Annotated in this window: 19 protein-coding genes; 4 read left to right on the top strand and 15 right to left on the bottom strand. The window is 43.7% G+C overall.

From position 1 onward, the window contains the following. Positions 1-9: 9 nt before the first annotated feature. The 3 genes from MHI27_RS15485 to MHI27_RS15475 all read right to left on the bottom strand — a co-directional run bounded on the left by MHI27_RS15485 (position 10) and on the right by MHI27_RS15475 (position 2,523). Positions 10-1,146, bottom strand: a complete 1,137-nt coding sequence (locus tag MHI27_RS15485; protein ID WP_405174102.1) for an MFS transporter — start codon at positions 1,144-1,146, stop codon at positions 10-12. Positions 1,147-1,277: 131 nt separating this feature from the next. Continuing rightward, positions 1,278-1,904, bottom strand: a complete 627-nt coding sequence (locus tag MHI27_RS15480) for an FMN-dependent NADH-azoreductase (protein WP_076299765.1) — start codon at positions 1,902-1,904, stop codon at positions 1,278-1,280. Positions 1,905-1,938: 34 nt separating this feature from the next. Further along, on the bottom strand, positions 1,939-2,523 hold the full coding sequence (locus MHI27_RS15475) for a DUF3238 domain-containing protein (protein ID WP_405174101.1): 585 nt from the start codon (positions 2,521-2,523) through the stop codon (positions 1,939-1,941). A 152-nt stretch (positions 2,524-2,675) separates the two neighbouring features. Here MHI27_RS15475 and MHI27_RS15470 point away from each other — a divergent pair, with 152 nt between their 5' ends. Next, on the top strand, positions 2,676-3,149 hold the full coding sequence (locus MHI27_RS15470; RefSeq protein WP_340969498.1) for a MarR family transcriptional regulator: 474 nt from the start codon (positions 2,676-2,678) through the stop codon (positions 3,147-3,149). A gap of 133 nt (positions 3,150-3,282) precedes the next feature. Here MHI27_RS15470 and MHI27_RS15465 read toward each other — a convergent pair whose 3' ends face one another. Together MHI27_RS15465 and MHI27_RS15460 are read right to left on the bottom strand one after the other, a co-directional pair. Further along, positions 3,283-4,386 (bottom strand): Gfo/Idh/MocA family protein, encoded by a 1,104-nt coding sequence (locus MHI27_RS15465; RefSeq protein WP_405174100.1) that lies wholly within the window; start codon positions 4,384-4,386, stop codon positions 3,283-3,285. Between the two features lie 24 nt (positions 4,387-4,410). Next, entirely contained in the window at positions 4,411-5,070 is a 660-nt protein-coding gene (locus MHI27_RS15460; protein WP_405174099.1) for a ThuA domain-containing protein, read from the bottom strand. Between the two features lie 167 nt (positions 5,071-5,237). On the opposite strand from MHI27_RS15460, the gene MHI27_RS15455 reads away from it, so the two are divergent. Next, positions 5,238-6,071: an AraC family transcriptional regulator gene (locus tag MHI27_RS15455; RefSeq protein ID WP_042188324.1), complete on the top strand. Its 834-nt coding sequence runs from the start codon at positions 5,238-5,240 to the stop codon at positions 6,069-6,071. Positions 6,072-6,212: 141 nt separating this feature from the next. Here the strand turns inward: MHI27_RS15455 and MHI27_RS15450 are convergent, their stop codons facing one another. Genes MHI27_RS15450 through MHI27_RS15440 form a run of 3 tightly spaced genes read right to left on the bottom strand, consistent with a single transcriptional unit; the run spans position 6,213 to position 8,528 of the window. After that, positions 6,213-7,193, bottom strand: a complete 981-nt coding sequence (locus MHI27_RS15450) for an aldo/keto reductase (RefSeq protein ID WP_405174098.1) — start codon at positions 7,191-7,193, stop codon at positions 6,213-6,215. 41 nt (positions 7,194-7,234) lie between these two features. Next, a complete protein-coding gene (locus tag MHI27_RS15445; protein WP_042188320.1) occupies positions 7,235-7,630 on the bottom strand; it encodes a cupin domain-containing protein in 396 nt (131 codons plus the stop codon). A 55-nt stretch (positions 7,631-7,685) separates the two neighbouring features. Then, complete coding sequence (locus tag MHI27_RS15440; RefSeq protein ID WP_405174097.1) at positions 7,686-8,528, bottom strand: SDR family oxidoreductase; 843 nt, start codon at positions 8,526-8,528, stop codon at positions 7,686-7,688. A 327-nt stretch (positions 8,529-8,855) separates the two neighbouring features. Here MHI27_RS15440 and MHI27_RS15435 point away from each other — a divergent pair, with 327 nt between their 5' ends. After that, positions 8,856-9,419 (top strand): TetR/AcrR family transcriptional regulator, encoded by a 564-nt coding sequence (locus MHI27_RS15435; RefSeq protein ID WP_341126755.1) that lies wholly within the window; start codon positions 8,856-8,858, stop codon positions 9,417-9,419. Between the two features lie 64 nt (positions 9,420-9,483). On the opposite strand, the gene MHI27_RS15430 is transcribed toward MHI27_RS15435, so the two are convergent. Beyond that, on the bottom strand, positions 9,484-10,050 hold the full coding sequence (locus MHI27_RS15430; protein ID WP_076299757.1) for an NADPH-dependent FMN reductase: 567 nt from the start codon (positions 10,048-10,050) through the stop codon (positions 9,484-9,486). Between the two features lie 19 nt (positions 10,051-10,069). Beyond that, positions 10,070-11,125 (bottom strand): LLM class flavin-dependent oxidoreductase, encoded by a 1,056-nt coding sequence (locus MHI27_RS15425; protein WP_405174096.1) that lies wholly within the window; start codon positions 11,123-11,125, stop codon positions 10,070-10,072. A 244-nt stretch (positions 11,126-11,369) separates the two neighbouring features. On the opposite strand from MHI27_RS15425, the gene MHI27_RS15420 reads away from it, so the two are divergent. Next, entirely contained in the window at positions 11,370-12,416 is a 1,047-nt protein-coding gene (locus MHI27_RS15420) for a stalk domain-containing protein (RefSeq protein WP_341145303.1), read from the top strand. Between the two features lie 47 nt (positions 12,417-12,463). Here the strand turns inward: MHI27_RS15420 and MHI27_RS15415 are convergent, their stop codons facing one another. The 5 genes from MHI27_RS15415 to MHI27_RS15395 all read right to left on the bottom strand — a co-directional run bounded on the left by MHI27_RS15415 (position 12,464) and on the right by MHI27_RS15395 (position 17,986). Then, the gene (locus MHI27_RS15415; RefSeq protein ID WP_405174095.1) at positions 12,464-13,744 is read right to left on the bottom strand and encodes a M20 family metallopeptidase; all 1,281 of its coding nucleotides are present in this window, start codon (positions 13,742-13,744) and stop codon (positions 12,464-12,466) included. Continuing rightward, positions 13,741-15,078, bottom strand: coding sequence for an LLM class flavin-dependent oxidoreductase (locus MHI27_RS15410; RefSeq protein ID WP_405174094.1), 1,338 nt, complete (start codon positions 15,076-15,078; stop codon positions 13,741-13,743). The genes MHI27_RS15415 and MHI27_RS15410 overlap by 4 nt, the downstream gene beginning before the upstream one ends. A gap of 75 nt (positions 15,079-15,153) precedes the next feature. Further along, positions 15,154-15,633: a DinB family protein gene (locus MHI27_RS15405; RefSeq protein ID WP_341060805.1), complete on the bottom strand. Its 480-nt coding sequence runs from the start codon at positions 15,631-15,633 to the stop codon at positions 15,154-15,156. Further along, complete coding sequence (gene solA, locus MHI27_RS15400; protein WP_405176749.1) at positions 15,633-16,808, bottom strand: N-methyl-L-tryptophan oxidase; 1,176 nt, start codon at positions 16,806-16,808, stop codon at positions 15,633-15,635. The genes MHI27_RS15405 and solA overlap by 1 nt, the downstream gene beginning before the upstream one ends. After that, positions 16,805-17,986, bottom strand: a complete 1,182-nt coding sequence (locus MHI27_RS15395) for an amidohydrolase (RefSeq protein ID WP_341060804.1) — start codon at positions 17,984-17,986, stop codon at positions 16,805-16,807. The genes solA and MHI27_RS15395 overlap by 4 nt, the downstream gene beginning before the upstream one ends. Positions 17,987-18,033 lie beyond the last annotated feature (47 nt).

Genomic DNA, 18,033 nt, shown 5'->3' with positions numbered 1-18,033 from the left:
AACGAAGGTTCAGGTTGTTTTTAGTGTCTTTTTTACAATCAATATAAAAAGCACCAGACTAATAAACCCAGATATAGCACAAGTAATAAATACCATCTGATATCCCATAAGCTGTGAAACAAATCCAAGTAGTATAGCTCCTAAACCAATTCCTAAATCAAAAGCAGTAAAGAATGTAGCGTTCGCTACACCTCTTTTCGCTGGTGGGGCTAATCGAATCATCGCTACTTGAAGCGCTGGTTGAGCTGATCCGAATCCAATTCCGTACAAAATAGCTGTAATAACCACTCCAGCAATTCCTTTAGTCATTGTTAGGACGAATAGTGCGACTATCAATATGAAAAGAGCAGGTACAATAATGACCCCTTCCCCATACTTATCGGATATCTTCCCTGTAAGTGGTCTAATTACTGTAAGTGTGACTGCATACACTAAGAAAAAAGAACCCGTGTTAACTTCAATATTTGCCGCAAACAGTGGTAAAAAAGTTGTAATACCACCAAAAGTAAATGATAAGAAAAATGTAACGATAGCGATAGGTAAAACTGTTTTTTCATAAAATGATATTGTTTTTTTTGATGTGTTTTGTACTGTTGGAATTTTTGCACCAAATCCAAGTATGTATGCAATCAAAGCTAATGCTGTACATAGAAGAAATAGGTAATGAAATGAATAAGATTTTGTTACCCAAAGACCAATGATTGGTCCTAACGCCATACCTAATGTCATTGCTAGTCCATACCATCCCATTCCTTCTCCACGACGAGATTGTGGAATAACATCAGTCACAGCCGTTCCTATCGAAGTTGTAGCAACTGCCCAGCTGACTCCATGAAGGATACGTAATATTACTAAAAATATAATGCCTGTTACCCAATCATAAAAATACATGGTTATAGCAAAAAATAGTAATCCGCTTATTATAAATGCACGTCGACCAAACCGATCCATTAATCCTCCAATAATAGGACGAAAAATTACTGCCGATATTGTAAACACTCCAATTATTAATCCAACTTGAGATTCACTTCCACCTAGTTGTTTGATAAACATAGGCAAAGTTGGCATTAGTAAATAAAATCCACTAAATAGTAAAAAAGCTGTAAGGGTCAGCATGATATAGTTTTTTGTCCATAAACTTTCCATTGTAATGTAATCCTTCTTTCTATCGACTTTACCTACTCCCAAAAAATAGTGAAATAGGCGAATAAAAAAGCAGCACCACCGCTATAAAAGTGTTGGTACTGCCCTATATAGACTGATACACGCTTGGTTAATTAGAACGTCCTTGATACTTTAACAGCTTTTTCAAGCCCTGCGACAATAATCTCTTCTGCCTTGTCAGGGAATTGGCTGTGCCCTTCAATGATAATAGTCTCTATATTTTTCACACCAAAGAAGTTCATCATACTTGTTACATATTTAACAGCCATCTCTAAATCAACTTTTGGTCCCTCAGAATACACACCACCACTTGCGTTTAATAACACTATTTTTTTATTTCCAATAAGCCCTACTGGACCTTCTGGCGTATATTTAAATGTTTTGCCTGCGCGGTTTAAGTAATCAATATATGTGTGTAGTACAGCTGGGATGGTTAAATTCCATAAAGGGAACCCAAATACGACTTTATCCGCTGCAAGGAATGGATCTAAATACTTATCAGCAACAGCTACTGCTTTTGCTTCTTCTACTGTTAAATCTAATCCTCTACTAGACTTAAATGTTCCGTTAATCATATCTGCACCTACGTAAGGCAACTCCTCATTGTATAAATCCAGCTCTACTACAGTGTCATTTGGATGTGATTCTTTATAGCTCGCTAAAAAAGCCTCAAATAATCTAACACTTACCGACTGATCTGCTGGTCGATTGTTTGCTTTTACAAATAAAACGGTTGTCATTCCTTGTTCCTCCTGATGTGCACTCTTATGTTGTTTATAATATTTTTTTGAAACCATACTCCATTTCTCCAGCCATAGCTTCAGGAGTATCACCAGTTACTCTGTAATCATGTGTATAAATTTGTTCGAACGTTCCAAAGTTCACTTGTTTATAAAATTCAAAACAAGGAAATCCATCATGTGCTCCTTGCATATTGACAGTACCATCCTTTTGAATATGAACTATTAAAAGATAGTCAACTGGAGGTGCAAATGCATTTAATGGATTGCTAGCACTTGCACTCATTTGAAACCTAACGTCTTCAGAGCCCCACACAATATCAGTGCACAAAATACCTTCTGTAGTAGCTTTTCCTGTTTTTTTATTAACAGAACCATCTGGAGTAGTGACTCTTTCTGTTGTAATACCAGTATTTGCATATGTGAAAATATCTTTTTTGTAAAAATCTACAACTACTTCTTGTTCCACTCTGGAGCGCATAGCGTTGACAGCATAGGGTGTGAATTCACGTGAGTCACCTTCAAAATGGATTACGTTTCCTGTTTCTTCATCCTTCCTAGGATCAGTCCACGGTGTTGGAATAAATACACTTGCTCTAACTTTAACAATATTAGTCATGAGAACCCTCCATAATTTATTAATTCTGTTTCAGTGATTCCTTTTTCTTTCACAACACAAAATATAGTCAACTTGATTGACTACTTTTCGCATAGTACAATGTATTTCGTACAAAGTCAACTAAGTTGACTTTATTTAAGGAGGTTTTATGTATGACTCAGGAAATCTTTAGTGAATTGGATCTGACAACACTTTTATCATTATCCTTTAGTACATCAATTAATGAACTACATGATAGATTGCGTGAATTAGGATTTGCAGATATTAGACCTGTACATGGTTTTATGTTTAAGTGTATTGCTCCAAACGGAGCAACAGGTATAGAATTAGCCGAATATTTAGGAATTACGAAGCAAGCTGTAAGTAAAATGGTAGATTATCTTGAGAAAAGTGGTTATGTAATTCGCGAAAATCATCCCACTGACAAGAGAGGAAAAATCATTGTTTTGACTGAGCGAGGTTGGTTAGCAGTGAAAGCAAAAGAGGAAATACTAACTGAGATTGAGCAACGTTGGATTGAAATCATAGGTACTGAACGACTGCAAATGCTCAAAGATGATTTAACAACACTTGTATATAAAGCAAATGAAGATAAATCTACTATGAGATCAAGACCTGTCTGGTAAGTGTATGGTGAAAATTTGGTGTATGCTGTGATTCATCAAACCAAAAAGGGTAGAAGACTTAAAGATCTGTCTTCTACCCTTTTTGAAAGCTGATTATCTGCAGCGTACATTTAGTATTTGCTCTGGGAAATTACTACTCTAAATACCCTTTGACTAAGCCCAGCGGCAATGGCTTGGGCTGCTCGCAGCTGGTTACCAGTTGAGCATATTGCTTAGAGTCGGAACTTGTATGGAATGCATGCATGATCTCAAGTACGTGATTGGCGAGTTCTCCGTTTGCACGAGGAGTCTCCCCCGTGTCGATGCAGTGTGCCATATCTGCTACTCCTATGCCTCTATTATTATCTGCATAATTGTAGATTAGTGGGATCTCTTGGAATTCCGAGCTGTGTGCCGGGCGTAAAAGGATCGGCCCTCCAAAGTTGTTAGGGTCCGGTACGATCAAGGTTCCTTGCGATCCGTAGATTTCGATCCTCGGTAAAGTACTGTGCCAAACATCAAAGCTGGTAATCATGGTTGCTACAGCACCACTGTCAAACTCAATCGTTCCGGCAACATGTGTAGGCACCTCTACATCAATGACTTTACCAAACTTTTTGTCGCTCGTGATCGTTCTATGAGCAAAGGAGGTTTTAGTGATGCCGCATACTGTTTTAGCTGGGCCTAGCAAAGATACTAACGCAGTTAGATAGTAGGGTCCCATGTCAAACATGGGTCCTCCACCGGCTTTATAATAAAATTCTGGATCAGGATGCCAGCTTTCATGTCCATGGCAAAGCATAAAGGCAGTTGCTGCCACCGGCTCCCCGATATAACCATCCGCAATCAGCTTACTGCAGGTTTGTAGACCGCCTCCAAGGAAAGTATCTGGTGCGCAGCCAAGGAACAGGTTCTTTTCCTTCGCCAGACGAACTAGCTCAGTGCCATTTTCAAGGGAAAGGGATAAGGGCTTCTCCACATACACATGCTTGCCAGCTAGCAAGGCTTGCTTGCACACGTCAAAATGAAAATTAGGCGTTGTTAGATTAACGACTATTTCAATCTCTTCCGAAGCAAGTAATTGTTCTGTCGTCCATACATGAGGAACGACATATTTCTCCGCCGCTTGCTCTGCACGACCTTTATCCAGGTCGGAACAAGCATAAACCTCAGTATTAACGAAAGTCCCGTTCAAATTTTCAAAATAAATGCTGCTGATGTTACCGCAGCCGACTATACCTACCTTCACTTTGCGCAAGATCATTCCCACCTTATCTCAGTTTTAGTTAGCCGCCCACAAAAAGCCTTTTCGCATCAGTTCCTTGGCTTCCGGTATATCGAAAACGTCTGCATGATGGCCAAGTGAATTATAGAAAACCTTCCCTTTTCCCCATTTCTTCGTATATACAACGGGCATCGTGATGACACCATTTGCTGAATGCTCACCCTCACTCATTACAAACGTAGTTGTTGCCAAGACATCCACTGCAGGATCTACATGTAAATAATATTGTTCCGATTTCACCTTGAAGTCTTGGATGCCCTCCACAATGGGACTGGAGCCAGAATGCATGATATTAACTTCGTACTCTACCCCATCGTTAAATGGATGTGCTACCCATTGTGACCCGGTCAAAAATTGCCACTCTGTATTGTTACGGAAAGAGTCGCACATCCCTCCATGACAACCGGCAATTCCTACTCCAGAAGCTACTGCCTTCAGAACTGAGGATACCTGATCATTACTGATTTCTCCCATGGTCCATACTGGTACAATAAGGCTTAAATCTGTAAGTTTCTCTGCACTGTTGAAGCTCTCCAACGTATCAGACACTTCAACTTCAAAGCCTTCAGCCTCTAGAATGCCAGCAAAAATTGCGGCTACTTCATTTGGTTCATGCCCATCCCATCCACCTTTTACAATCAATGCTTTCTTCGTCATCCTGCAATCTCCTATTCCTTTATATATGTAATCAACCTTTCGTCCATCTGATGAAATTGTAATCCAGATCAGAGAGGTGTGCTCGCCATTTCACTTGTAGGAATGGTCATTTTTTGCTAAGTTTTAGAGGTGAACCTAAAATTCAAACCACATGAACAGGAGATCTCATGAAAGCCTTTCACGAAAATAGAACTTACCATTCGACTTTCCCCTTCACTGTAATAATGTCTAATGATATTGATTTTCTAGCCCACTGGCATAACGATCTTGAGATAGTCTATGTATTTGAAGGTTCAATTCGGATGGGAATTAACTCCGAAACGAGGATCTTGAAAGCGGGAGATATGGCTATATGCAGCAGCGGAGACATCCACTACTATGACAGTAAAGACAGCAGCTCCAAGATAATGATGGTGATATTCAATCCTTCATTAATCGGTTTTCCTGGTGGATGGCCTTTGAATGTGAGGCTGACTTCCCCATTTATGGAGAAACGAGCTATACGAGAAGAAGAAGTGCGTATCAACAACCGTCTTTCTCAGATCCTGCAGGAACTTATGGACGAATATAATCAGAAGCTGGAATATCATGAACAGGTAATCATTGGCCTTTTGCACGAGTGGAGCGGACTCATTTTACGGCATGTTCCCTTGGATAAGATTAATCCACAGAAAGATAAAAGGCGCATCACTAACATGAAGATTATGCAAGGGGTTCTTGAATACCTCGACGTCAACTACATGCATCCCATCACACTTGCTGACGCCGCAAGGCAAGCCAATATGAGCCTCTTTTATTTCTCCCGCTTCTTCAAGAGTCTTTCGGGTATGAGCTATATTGCATACCTTAGCAACATCCGAGTCAACCAAGCAGAACAGCTGCTGCTGACCACAGACAAATCCATTTTAGATATCGCACTGGAATGCGGTTTCACTAATATCCGTACCTTTAACAGAGTATTTAAACAGATTAAACAACGGACTCCAAGTGAATTACGTTAAGAGATACATGGTCCGTTATCTTATTAAGCAAACAAAAAACCGATGATCTTTTGGTTTAGATCATCGGCTTTATTTTAATATTCGAATGCACAAAGACGGCGAAAAGGTCTACGTTTAAGTGACAAGCTTAACCAGTCTTCATTACTGAGCTCCAACTATTGGATGTGGAACATACAACTCTTCAAGGAATGAAATTTCTTCAGGTGATAATTTCACCGCTAGAGCATCTACTGAATCTTCGAGCTGAGCAATTTTCGTCGCGCCCACAATTGGAGCAGCTACAGAAGCTTTTTGCAACAGCCATGCAAGTGCGATATGAGTACGTGGTACGCCTCGTTTCTCTGCTAACGACGCTACTCGCTCAACAATTAATCGATCTACATCAGCGGTTGAATCATACTTTGATTTTTGAATGAGATCGGTTTCGGATCTGCGTGTTGTTTCCGACCAATCGCGAATCAATCTTCCTGATGCCAGAGGACTATAAGGAGTTACTGCAATTTTTTGATCCTGACAAAGCGGCATCATTTCCCTTTCCTCTTCTCGGTAGATGAGATTAAGGTGATTTTGCATGGATACAAAGCGAGTCCAGCTATTTGTCTCGGCCACATGTAATGCTTTTTGGAATTGCCAAGCATACATAGCAGACGCACCGATATATCTAGCCTTTCCAGACTTCACCACATCATGCAAGGCCTCCATGGTTTCTTCAATGGGTGTGTTATAATCCCAGCGGTGAATGATATAGAGATCCACATAATCGGTCCCAAGTCTCTTCAAACTGTTATCTATTTCGCTCATAATAGCTTTTCGAGAAAGCCCACCACCATTAGGACCTGGACGCATCTGGCCCCAGACCTTCGTGGCAAGTACAATTTCATCCCGATTCGCATAGTCCTTAAGCGCACGTCCGATAATCTCTTCACTGGAACCACTTGCGTAAATATTAGCTGTATCAAAAAAATTGATGCCGAGCTCAAGCGCTCTTTTAATGATAGGACGACTGTTCTCCTCATCGAGCACCCATTGGTGCCCTCCAGGCAGCACTTTTCCAAAGCTCATACAACCAAGGCAAATCCGAGAGACGTCCATTCCCGTATTTCCAAATTTGATATATTCCATAAAGCAAGCCTCCATTTCTATGTTTAAATGAGTTTTAGTTCTTACAGTGCTTCAAACCATTCATCCTCGACAGCTTCAAACCATTCTGTTTCGCCTGGAGTCATAGCCAAGTGAACAAACCAACTATCCTTTGTCGCGCCATGCCAATGTCTCACATTAGCTGGAATGTTGACCACGTCACCTATTTCGAGCAATTGAGCAGGTTTTCCTTCTTCCTGATACCAGCCATTTCCACCAGTGACTAACAGAACTTGTCCAACCTTATGAGCATGCCAGTTATTGCGTGCGCCTGGAGCAAAGGTTACATTACCAATTGCGGTATTAAGCGGCTTCGGATCTGTAAACACCATTTGCAAATAAGCGTCACCCGTAAAGTTTGCTTTAACCTTTTCCCCTAAAGGAAAAATAGTGCTGCTACTAAGTTGTTCATTTTTCATCGTTGATTCCTACTTTCTGCCTATAGTTAATGATTATTAGTGCACTGCGATCCTCTTACTCTCCCGCTGGAAAATCAGTAGAAGCTGCCAGTTCAGTCTGCTTCTCATAGTCGACAACACGAGCTTTGAGGGTCGAAATCGTGCTAGCCAGTGCATGAGATCCAAGTATCATTCGTATCGGTGCCGGTTCTAATTCAACACTTTCTATGATTCGGGCAGCCATCCGCACTGGATCTCCAGGAGCTAAACTCTTAGAAGCGTTCAGCATGTTCAAAAAGTTATGTGCTGGGTTGCCTTCGTATTCTGTCATGAGTTTCGTTACCTGTGCGCTCCCATAACGGAACTCGGTACGGGCTCCTCCCGGCTCCACCAATGTAATACCGATGTTAAAAGCTTCAACCTCCTGAGCAACGGACTCACAAAAGCCCTCTATCCCAAACTTGGTCGCATGGTACATCGAATTTCCTGGGAAGGCGATCTGCCCGCCATAGGAGGAGATCTGAATAATGCGTCCACCACCCTGAGTGCGCAAATGCGGGATAGCTGAACGAATAAGCTGGATGGACCCCGTTAGATTCGTGGCAATGATATGATTAACCTCGTCGTCAGAGAGTTCTTCTGCAGCCCCGAAAAGTCCATAACCAGCATTGCTTATGATAATGTCGATTCGTCCAAACTTTTCAAAAGATCTATCGACAAGATTTCGAATGGCAGGAAAATCGGTCACATCTAGAATCTCGCAACTGAAGGTTTCGGGATAGTTCTCAATGAGGTCAGCGACCTTGCTTTTTTTACGAACAGTACCGATAACCTTATTGCCCTTTTCAAGAAGCTGTCTCGTCATCTCATAACCAAAACCACTGCTCACACCGGTGATAAGCCATGTGCGATTGTTCATAATCATTTCCTCCTAAACTTCATATTCCGATTTTGCTGCTGGAATACTTAGCACATGAGTAGTTGTGACGAATATTTAATACGCATAATTACAATAATGATCACATGTCTATTATTATAATCAGATTAAATTTGGTGCCAATTGTTAATTTGATGCGATTTGTACATTAATAAACAAAACCATCGAAATTGTTTATTTCCTACTGCGTATTCGCGATTCTTTTATATAAATTTATAAACAGATGTCCCATTGATGAGCTCGTTATAGTATGTTATATAATGAATTCTTACTCTTTTGTTGATGAATAAAGAAAGTTCGGTGAGCAAATTGTCTAAAGTCGATCGAAGAATCTTAAAAACACAAGAAGCCTTGAAGACAGCAGTCATTGAACTAATGACTGTGAAAAATTTTGATGATATAACCCTCCAGGAACTCTCTGATAAAGCAAACGTGAGCCGTGGTACTATTTACCTTCACTATATGGATAAATATGATCTTCTTGATAAGCTTATCGAGAAGCATATCAATGAACTTCGTGAAAGATGTGAAGCAGCCTCTGATTTGGATTTTGTAACGGGGTCTGTGATTTGGACGGAATACTTTGAGAGTAACTATGCCTTTTTCTCCATGATGTTAGCTAGTAAAGGAGCCCCTTTCTTCCGGAGTCGTTTTCTGGAATTTCTTATAGAAGAGTTCAAAGACGAAGTGGATATCACAAAGGGTAAAAACGAAGGTTTAAATAAGGATCTAGTCGTACAATTTGTAGCTTCTTCGTATGTAGGTGTAGTTGAATGGTGGTTCACGAACGAAAGACCAGTAACCTATCAAGTATTAGCAGAACAGCTTGGAGCCTTATTGGAACGAAATTGTACAAATAACCCCTCATCTTAAAGGATGAAGGGTGACTTGGAATATAGTAACTAGTTTGCGAAATGTTAGCCTATTTCGATCTTTCTTAGAAACCATATTTAGCTTCTTCAGCCTCTCGAATTTTGGCATAGGTCTCAGAGAGTACATAGGTATCTTCCACTAAGCGGTCTATACGGAATAGCACATCATCATTTACTATTTCTTTTCGATAAAAATCCTTCTCTTCTATAAATACATACGTTTGAACAATTTGGGCTTTCATATAGGCCAATATCGGTTTCAATTGCTGCTCAGCTACCAGATAGTGACGTGCAGAACCTGCCGTGACGAGCATACTTACAACCTTGTGTTGAAATGCTTTTTCGGGTGCTAAATCGAATATATTCTTTAGTGTTGCTGGGATGGAAGCTTGAAATATAGGCGTTCCGATTACGATAACATCTGCTTCCATGATCGTTTGAATTACGTACTTGGTGTCCCCTTCGTATTCCAGATAATTGCGACCATCGCTGAATTGAACATCATACTCCGCCAGATCTAGAAGCGTAACTTCTTCATCTTTGTATTTTTCATGAAACGAATTTATTGTGTAATTCATAGCGATTCTGGTTTTCGATCCTATCTTTGACCCTGATAATGCTACGATTTTCATAATTCTGACCTCCTGGAGTTTATTTTTTTGCCGTATATTTTTTAATAGCTGGTAGAATTTCAGAACCGATTAAATCTATGTTTTTCATTAAATTTTCAAAAGGTACGCCACCAAAATCCATTTGTGCGATATATCGCTGATGGCCGAAGAGTTCATGTTGATATAGAATTTTTTCAATGATTTCCTGTGGACTGCCAATATTCATAACATCGCGCGGATCGGCTCCTTGAGCAAACGCCTGTTTAGGAAAACCACGTCCATTGGTTAATTTCATTCCTTCGTTTATATATGGATAATAGGCTCTTTTTGCCTTCTGTGTTGTTTCATCCGCGTAAAAGAATCCAGCAGTCGCTACAGGCAGCTTCGACGGATCGAATCCGTTCTGGCTTGCAGCTTCACGATAAGCATCAATGGATCTTTTAAACAAGACTGCGGGACCCCCTAAATGGGCCAAAAACATAGGAACACCTGCAATGCCTGCTTTGATCGCACTGGCAGAAGTCCCACCTACAGCTCTCCATATCGGTAAGTTTCCCTCAGGACGGGGGAGGATTCTTGCATTTTTGAGAGGGTTACGAAATTCTCCCTTCCAATTCATAACTTCGTTTTCATTTATCTTTAATAACAAGTCGAATTTTTCTTCAAATAATTCCTCATAATCATTAAGATCATAGCCCAATAGTTCATATAACCCCACTCTAGAGGCACGGCCAGCTATTATTTCAGCTCGACCATTTGAGATCAAATCAATTGTAGCGAAATCTTCGTACACCCTAACCGGATCAGAGGTGCTTATAATCGTAGATGAGCTACCTATTTTCATTTTCTTAGTAGCCTGTGCAATAGCTGACAGCACAACGGTATGCGCCTGAGTAGCAAAATATTCTTGATGACTCTCTCCTACACTAAAAAAATCAATTCCTGCTTGCTCCGCTAATTGAGCCAAGTCAATAATTTCACGTATGCGTTGTTTGGCAGATATTCGGCTCCCAGTTTCAGGGTTCGCTAGATGATCACCTAATGTATAAAGTCCAAACTCTAAGCCGTTGTCTGCATTGATCCGATATTGTTCCATGATTATCCTCTTTTCTTTAAGAAGTAAGAATTCATTTATGATTTGTCGATTAAATATAATTAAGTAAGTCACTATAATAAGTATAGTGAAGTGCTTGCATAATGTCAAACTAATGATCCTGTTAAGAAAAAACTACTCGATTTAAGCCTTGTGCTAAGAATCCCCTATAATAATCTCCACATGGTATATTTAGGATATTGATTTGATTATTAAAGTGATAAACAAAAAAAGGAGACTTGTATTCATGCACAACCGCCGCTTCATGAACGTATTACTTATTCTTTTCTTATCGGCTTCCAATTCGACTCCGATCTTTGCATCGGCTTCGGTTGTACCGAAGTTATCCGATTCTATCAAACGTTCTGCAATCCAACCCTCCGTCACAATTAATGGCATAAACTTTTCCTTTCAAGATGAGTTGCCTACGTTAATAGAGGGAAAAACGTTCGTACCAACCCAACTTTTTGAGCATCCCGACATACAAGCCGATATTTCGAAGTTTATAGATAACCCTTATCCGCATGTTTTTATATCACATTTTAACGGAGCACTTTCTATTTATCCGGATAAAAATGATTATATGTTTAGCGATTACAACGAAGATATAGAGGATTCTGATGTTTGGATCAATTGGAAGAGTCCTACACCTTATCTCTCCGGCAGTGATATTATGGTTCCATTGCGCGCTATTGCCGAACGAATCGGGATCTCCGTTGATTGGGATGTAACAACTAGAACAGCGATCATTACCACGGATGATGACTTTCGTGCTGAACTCGAATCTCCTGAGGAGTGGGAAGATTGGCTAGGAATGAAACCTATCGAGATGGATGATCCCTCAGGAGAGGCAATAACAGAGCAGGAGTTAACTGAATTTGCTATTTTGAGCGGACTCCCAGTTCTGGATTCTCGGATTATTGATAAATATACAGCTGTACTCTTACATATCGAAGAGGAAGATGGCGTAGAATCGCTTACGTTGAAATACGTCGATCGTTTAAAAAACGGGAGTTTGGACTGGAGTATGGATTTAGGCATGGGGGATGATGGAGACGACGTCCAAGTGAAGAGGAGCGGACAACTCGTTAGTGTCGGTATGTTCGATCAAGGTCTTAAGAAGCAATTCAGTCATTTCGAGGTAAGTTACAAAGTTCATGATAAGAAAGTAACTCACACCTTTGATATCGCGGGTAAACAAGGCATGTTTTTTGACATTCCTGAGGAAGTGACAAGCGGTGAGATAACTTTCTTTGGGAAAAACGGTTATACATTCGAAACGTATTTCTGGTGAGTTGACAAGCCTAAACAAAAGTAAAAGGTATCCCATTGGGGTACCTTTTACTTTTGTTTGCCGCTGGCCGATCCATTATGCTGTATTGCGAGTCTAACCAGTATCCTCGCACCATGAACTAGCATCGCTTCATCGATATTAAACTGTGGCTGATGGATAGCATGGACAATTCCCTTCTCCTTATTACCGCAACCAATAAAGGCGAAGGCACCGGGAACCTTTTCAAGATACCAACCAAAATCCTCACCAGCCAGACTTGGCTGCTCCAGAAGTATTACCTGATCCTCACCTAGAACTGCACGGGCTGCATGAAGCACCTGCTGCACCGCTTCCGCATTGTTCACTACTGCAATTCCTTCACGCAGCTCCAGCTTGTATTTCCCTCCATAAGACTCAGCTATAGCTGAAGCATGGCGCTGTAAACCATTTGTAATTGCAGCTACCGTCGTCTTGGTAAACGTTCTGAACGTTCCTGTTAGTTCACTGTGTTCAGCGATCACATTAACAGCAGTACCAGCCTGCAACGTTCCGAAGGCCAACACCGCCGCCTCCTGCGGATCGATTCGATTAGCCATCATTCCGTTAATCTCTCCTATATATCGTGCCGCCATCTGGATCGCATCTACAGCTCTGTGCGGAGCACTATGATGACCGGATATCCCCTGAAATTCCACCTTAAAATGGCTGGACGCTGCCATGGCATCATGAGGGTGAATACCAAGCGTTCCGACCGGAAGCTCTGGCATGACATGTAGCGCGTAGGCATGGTCGACACCTTCCAGCACGTTATCCTCAATGAGATCGCGGCCGCCTGAGAGTAATCTTCCATCAAGCGGACTCTTGACCGCGCCTTCCTCAGCTGGTTGAAAGACGAAAATGATCGTGCCCATCAATCGTTCCCGGAAGGCTGCCAAGGTTCGGGCAGCGCCCAACAGCATAGCGGTATGGGCATCATGGCCACAGGCGTGCATGATGCCGTCATTGACTGACTTGTAAGGCAACTCATTGCACTCTTGTATCGGCAGGGCATCCATATCTGCCCTAAGAAGAAGAGTGGGCCCACTATTGCCATTGTCTGCTAAGCCTTGCAGGTGGCCGACCACCCCCATTCCGAAATGTTTACCGACATTTCTACGTACTGTGATCCCCCACTCCTCTAACAAATCTGCTACTTTATTAGAAGTGCGAACGACATCATACAGTAGCTCCGGATGGGCATGCAAATCACGACGGTATTCAATCATTTCATCCTGCAGCTGGCCGGCGTAATGCATCATCTCCGCAATATTCGAGTTTTGGTGGATTGCGAATACTGGATCAACCGTCAAATTTGCCCTGCTGGCTGAGAAGCTTTGGAATAGCGGTTCTCCGGCAACGGAATGCCGAGGTTTCCACGCAGCGTGTCACTTTCGTATTCAGTGCGGAACAAACCCCGCTCCTGCAGAATCGGCACCACCCGATCGATGAATTCCTCCAGTCCGTTAGGGACGGCAGCCGCGATCATAAATCCATCTGCCCCACCCCTCTCAAACCAAGTTTGAATCTGATCAGCTACTTGCTCCGGTGTGCCAATGAAGCTGCTGCGTGGGGTAGCCGACTGCAAGGCCACCTGTCGAAGCGTCAAGCCTTTCTCCTTCGCATCCTTTTTGATTTTATCCGTGCCGCTCTGAAAGCTATTGCGCCCCAACTCGCCAAGCTCAGGGAACGGCTCATCCAGTGGATATTGCGAGAAATCATGATGCTCGAAGAATCTGCCTAAGTAGTTCAGTGCATTCTCAATCGTTACAAGGCCAGCAACCTCCTGGTACTTGCGCTCTGCCTCCTCCGGCGTGTCACCGATGATTGGAGCAATTCCAGGGAAGATCAGCACTTCATCCGGATTCCGGTCAAACGAAGCTACCCGTGTCTTAACATCGTTATAGAATGCTTGGGCATCTTCTAGTGTTTCGTGTCCAGTGAAGATAGCATCTGCTTCCTTGGAGGCATAATTCTTACCGACTTCCGAGGAGCCTGCCTGAAATACGACTGGCTGCCCCTGTTTCGAACGAGCAATATTCAGCGGCCCCTTCACAGAGAAGAACTCTCCTTGATGGTCCAGGGTATGCATTTTTTGCGGATCAAAGAATACACCTGATTCCTTGTCTCGTACAAACGCATCATCCTCCCAAGAATCCCATAGTCCGCGTGTCACCTGCAAATATTCGGTGGCAATACGGTAGCGCTTGCCATGGTCAGGATGCTCTTTTTTGCTGTAATTTGACGCAGAACCTTCCAGAGGTGAAGTCACCACATTCCAGCCGGCCCGGCCGCCGCTGATTACATCCAGTGAGCCGAATTGACGCGCTACGGTAAATGGTTCACTGTACGAGGTAGACAGGGTACCAACTAAACCGATGTTAGTGCTGACGGCTGCGAGTGCGCTAAGTATGGTCAGCGGCTCAAACCGGTTAAGGAAATGAGGAATGGACTTTTCATTAATGTACAGACCGTCTGCGATGAAGATCAGATCCAACTTGCCTTCTTCCGCCTTCTGTACCCACTCTTTGTATAATTCAAAGTTTACACTGGCATCTGGTTTGGCATCTGGATGGCGCCACATCGACGTGCTGCCTCCTACCCCATGCAGCAGTGCACCCAGCTTCAGTTGTCTTGGTTTGGTCATGTTCATTCCTCCTAAAAGTTTTGTGAGCATACGCTTCCTTGATTTCACTTCATGCAAAACTGACTTCGGAAGCAATCATTGCACAAACGATGCATTAGCTGCGCCCTGTTTGATTCGCTCGATCTGACCAAGATGTCTCTCCACATGTCCAGTGAAGCCGTGCACGATATCGGAAATTTTCACGGTCTCCCCCTTGAAATTAATTCCGCTTTTCTCCCAATCTTCTTCGCTAAGCCGTTCAAACAAAAGGCTGTTATAGTAAAGCAGGCTGCGGAACAGCTCCAGATTGTCGGAAGCATTGCCGCTGTTGGCGTACTGACCGCTGACCCAAGCATCCTGATTGAAGACTGGAAGCTGTGTAGTCGTAGCAGCGAGAATATCACGAATGCGGAACGAAACTACGATGCTGTGATCAGCCAGATGAGTCAGTACCTCAGTCACACTCCAACTGGCGGGTTCTGCCTTCCATTTCAGTTGTTCCTCCGTTAACCCGGCGGTCGACTTTACTAATTGATGATACGTCCTTAGATAATCACTGATTTGAAATCTGCTCATTAAATCCCCTCCAATATAAGACTTGTTCGCGAATGATCCGGTGGTGCGAAACGAGATAACGAAAAAGGCTGGATGTTATGAGTTGTAACTCCGCCGATCGCTAAGTCAGCCAGTATTTCACCCACAACACTAGAAAATTTAAAACCATGCCCCGAAAATCCTCCAGCTATCAGCACGTTGGAATGGAGCGGATGGCAGTCTATAATGAAATCTTCATCAGGCGTATGCTCATATTTACATGCAGAACCTTTTAGCAATCGACCAGCCGCACCGGGCATGTAAGACTCCAGTATCTTGCGGAGGTCACCCTCATCGCAGGCTTCACTGCCGAACGGGGCAAGCTGTGTACCCGGCTTCCATTCCAGCCCTGTATCATGCCGGCCGATCTTCAGGCCAGCTCCATCAATGCTGGGAAATCCGTAATAGCCACCTTCCTCTGCTCCTAACGTAAAGCCAGGGAAATTACCAGCAGCAAAAGCAGGGGAGCTCTCAAACCAGCCCACAACTTTGCGGATTGCTTTAATCGGCAAATGTACAAAAGGTGCCAATTTGCCAAACCAAGCTCCGGCACTAAGAATAACTGCCGCTCCGTGATAATCGCCATTTGTCGTATGAACCGTAACGCTGCCTTCGCGAGCGGTGACATTCACTACTGGAGTGTTCGTCAACAGTTCCGCACCATGTCCAAGGGCAAGCTGACGGTAGGCGGAAATACAGCGTTCGCTGTACAAATATCCGGCATCTGGTTCATACATTGCCGCGAATGATTCCGGTATGTTCAATGCCGGCCAGCGCCGCCGGATCTCTTCGGCATCCATATGATGGACCAGCACCTTCCGTTTCTTCGCTTCTTCGAGTCGACCGTTGAAGGAATACACTGTGCTATCCGCGAGATTCAACACGCCTGAGCGGACAAGGAGTTCTGTTTCGCTCAACTGTTCCGCTTCTTTCCATAGTGTATCTGCCCGCAAAGCTAAATCAATGTAGGCGGGATCACCGCTGTAAGCATGCCGGATCAGCCGGGATTCCCCGTGATGGCTGCCCTGTGTATGTGGAGGATCGAAGGCATCCACTAGTAGCGTCTTCACTCCGCGCCTCGCAAGATTGTAACCAGCGCTCATGCCCATCGAGCCTGCGCCTACGATAATTACATCGTAACTCTTATGTTCAGCTATAATTCTGCACCTCCACCGGAATTGTAGTACTCAAGGGAACGTACAGCCGCATCCGCAAGGAAACGTGCTGCCGCAGGCAGTGCCTGTTCATCCAGATTGAAGGCTGGATGATGCCATTCTTGGCTTCCTTCAGTACCTATAAAGACGAATAATCCCGGTACCACGCGCTGATAGAAGGCAAAATCCTCTCCGGCCAGTGAAAGCTCTGGTTTGACCGCTCGGTAGCCAAGAGCTTCAGCCGACTCTACCCCTAACGCCGCTAAGGCGGCGTCGTTGATGACCGGAGGCGGCCCTTCGATCCAGCGGACAGTGGCTTTAGCTCCAAGAGCAGCTGCCACACCAGTCGCCACTTCCCGAAAGCGGTCAAGTACTTTGCTGCGCACCGTTTCATCAAAGGTACGGATTGTACCCTCAAGCACGGCTTTTTTGGGGATGATATTCCATGAATTTCCGCTGTGAATCTGCGTCACACTGACCACCGCACTTTGTAGGGGACTGACATTGCGACTTACAATGGATTGAAATGCAGTCACGATATGCGAAGCAGCTACAATCGGGTCTATCCCAGCTTCTGGAACGGCAGCGTGAGAACTGCCACCCTGCACTTCAATGACAAATCCGTCAGCCGCTGCCATTAAAGGGCCCGCCGTAATACCGATCGTTCCGACTGGCAGTTCCGGCTTGTTATGCAGCCCGATTACTGCCCGGACTTCTTCTAGCGCCCCGCTAGCAATGATCCGCTGTGCCCCTTGCGCCTTCTCTTCAGCCGGTTGAAACAACAGGCGTACCGTTCCTAGTAACTGACCCTCTCGCTGCTTCAACTGATAGGCGGCACCGATCAAGGCAGCCGTATGGAAATCATGTCCGCAGGCATGCATTTTGCCGGGATACAACGACGCATAAGCTGCTCCAGTTTCCTCCTGGATTGGCAAGGCATCGATATCTGCGCGCAGCGCGATGACCGGACCGGGCTGCTTGCCCCCAATTTCTGCGATCACTCCGGTAGACAGACCGTAATCTACGACCCTGACTCCTGCCCGCTCCAGCAGGGAAATAATATATTTTGTTGTCTCATATTCTTCGTTCGACAGTTCCGGGTGCCGATGCAGATGACGGCGTATCCCGATTAATTCTTCTCCAAGCGCTTCCGCACTCAGCTCTTTAGCTTTACTAGTCATATACAGTCACCCTCCTTTAAACGATTTCCCGTGTGATCCTGATCCGC

It is taken from the genome of Paenibacillus sp. FSL H8-0261, assembly GCF_045040645.1.
In the GTDB taxonomy this organism is placed as follows: Bacteria; Bacillota; Bacilli; order Paenibacillales; family Paenibacillaceae; genus Paenibacillus_AQ.
Note: the sequence above shows the minus strand (reverse complement) of the source record. Positions and strands in the feature narration are given on the sequence as shown.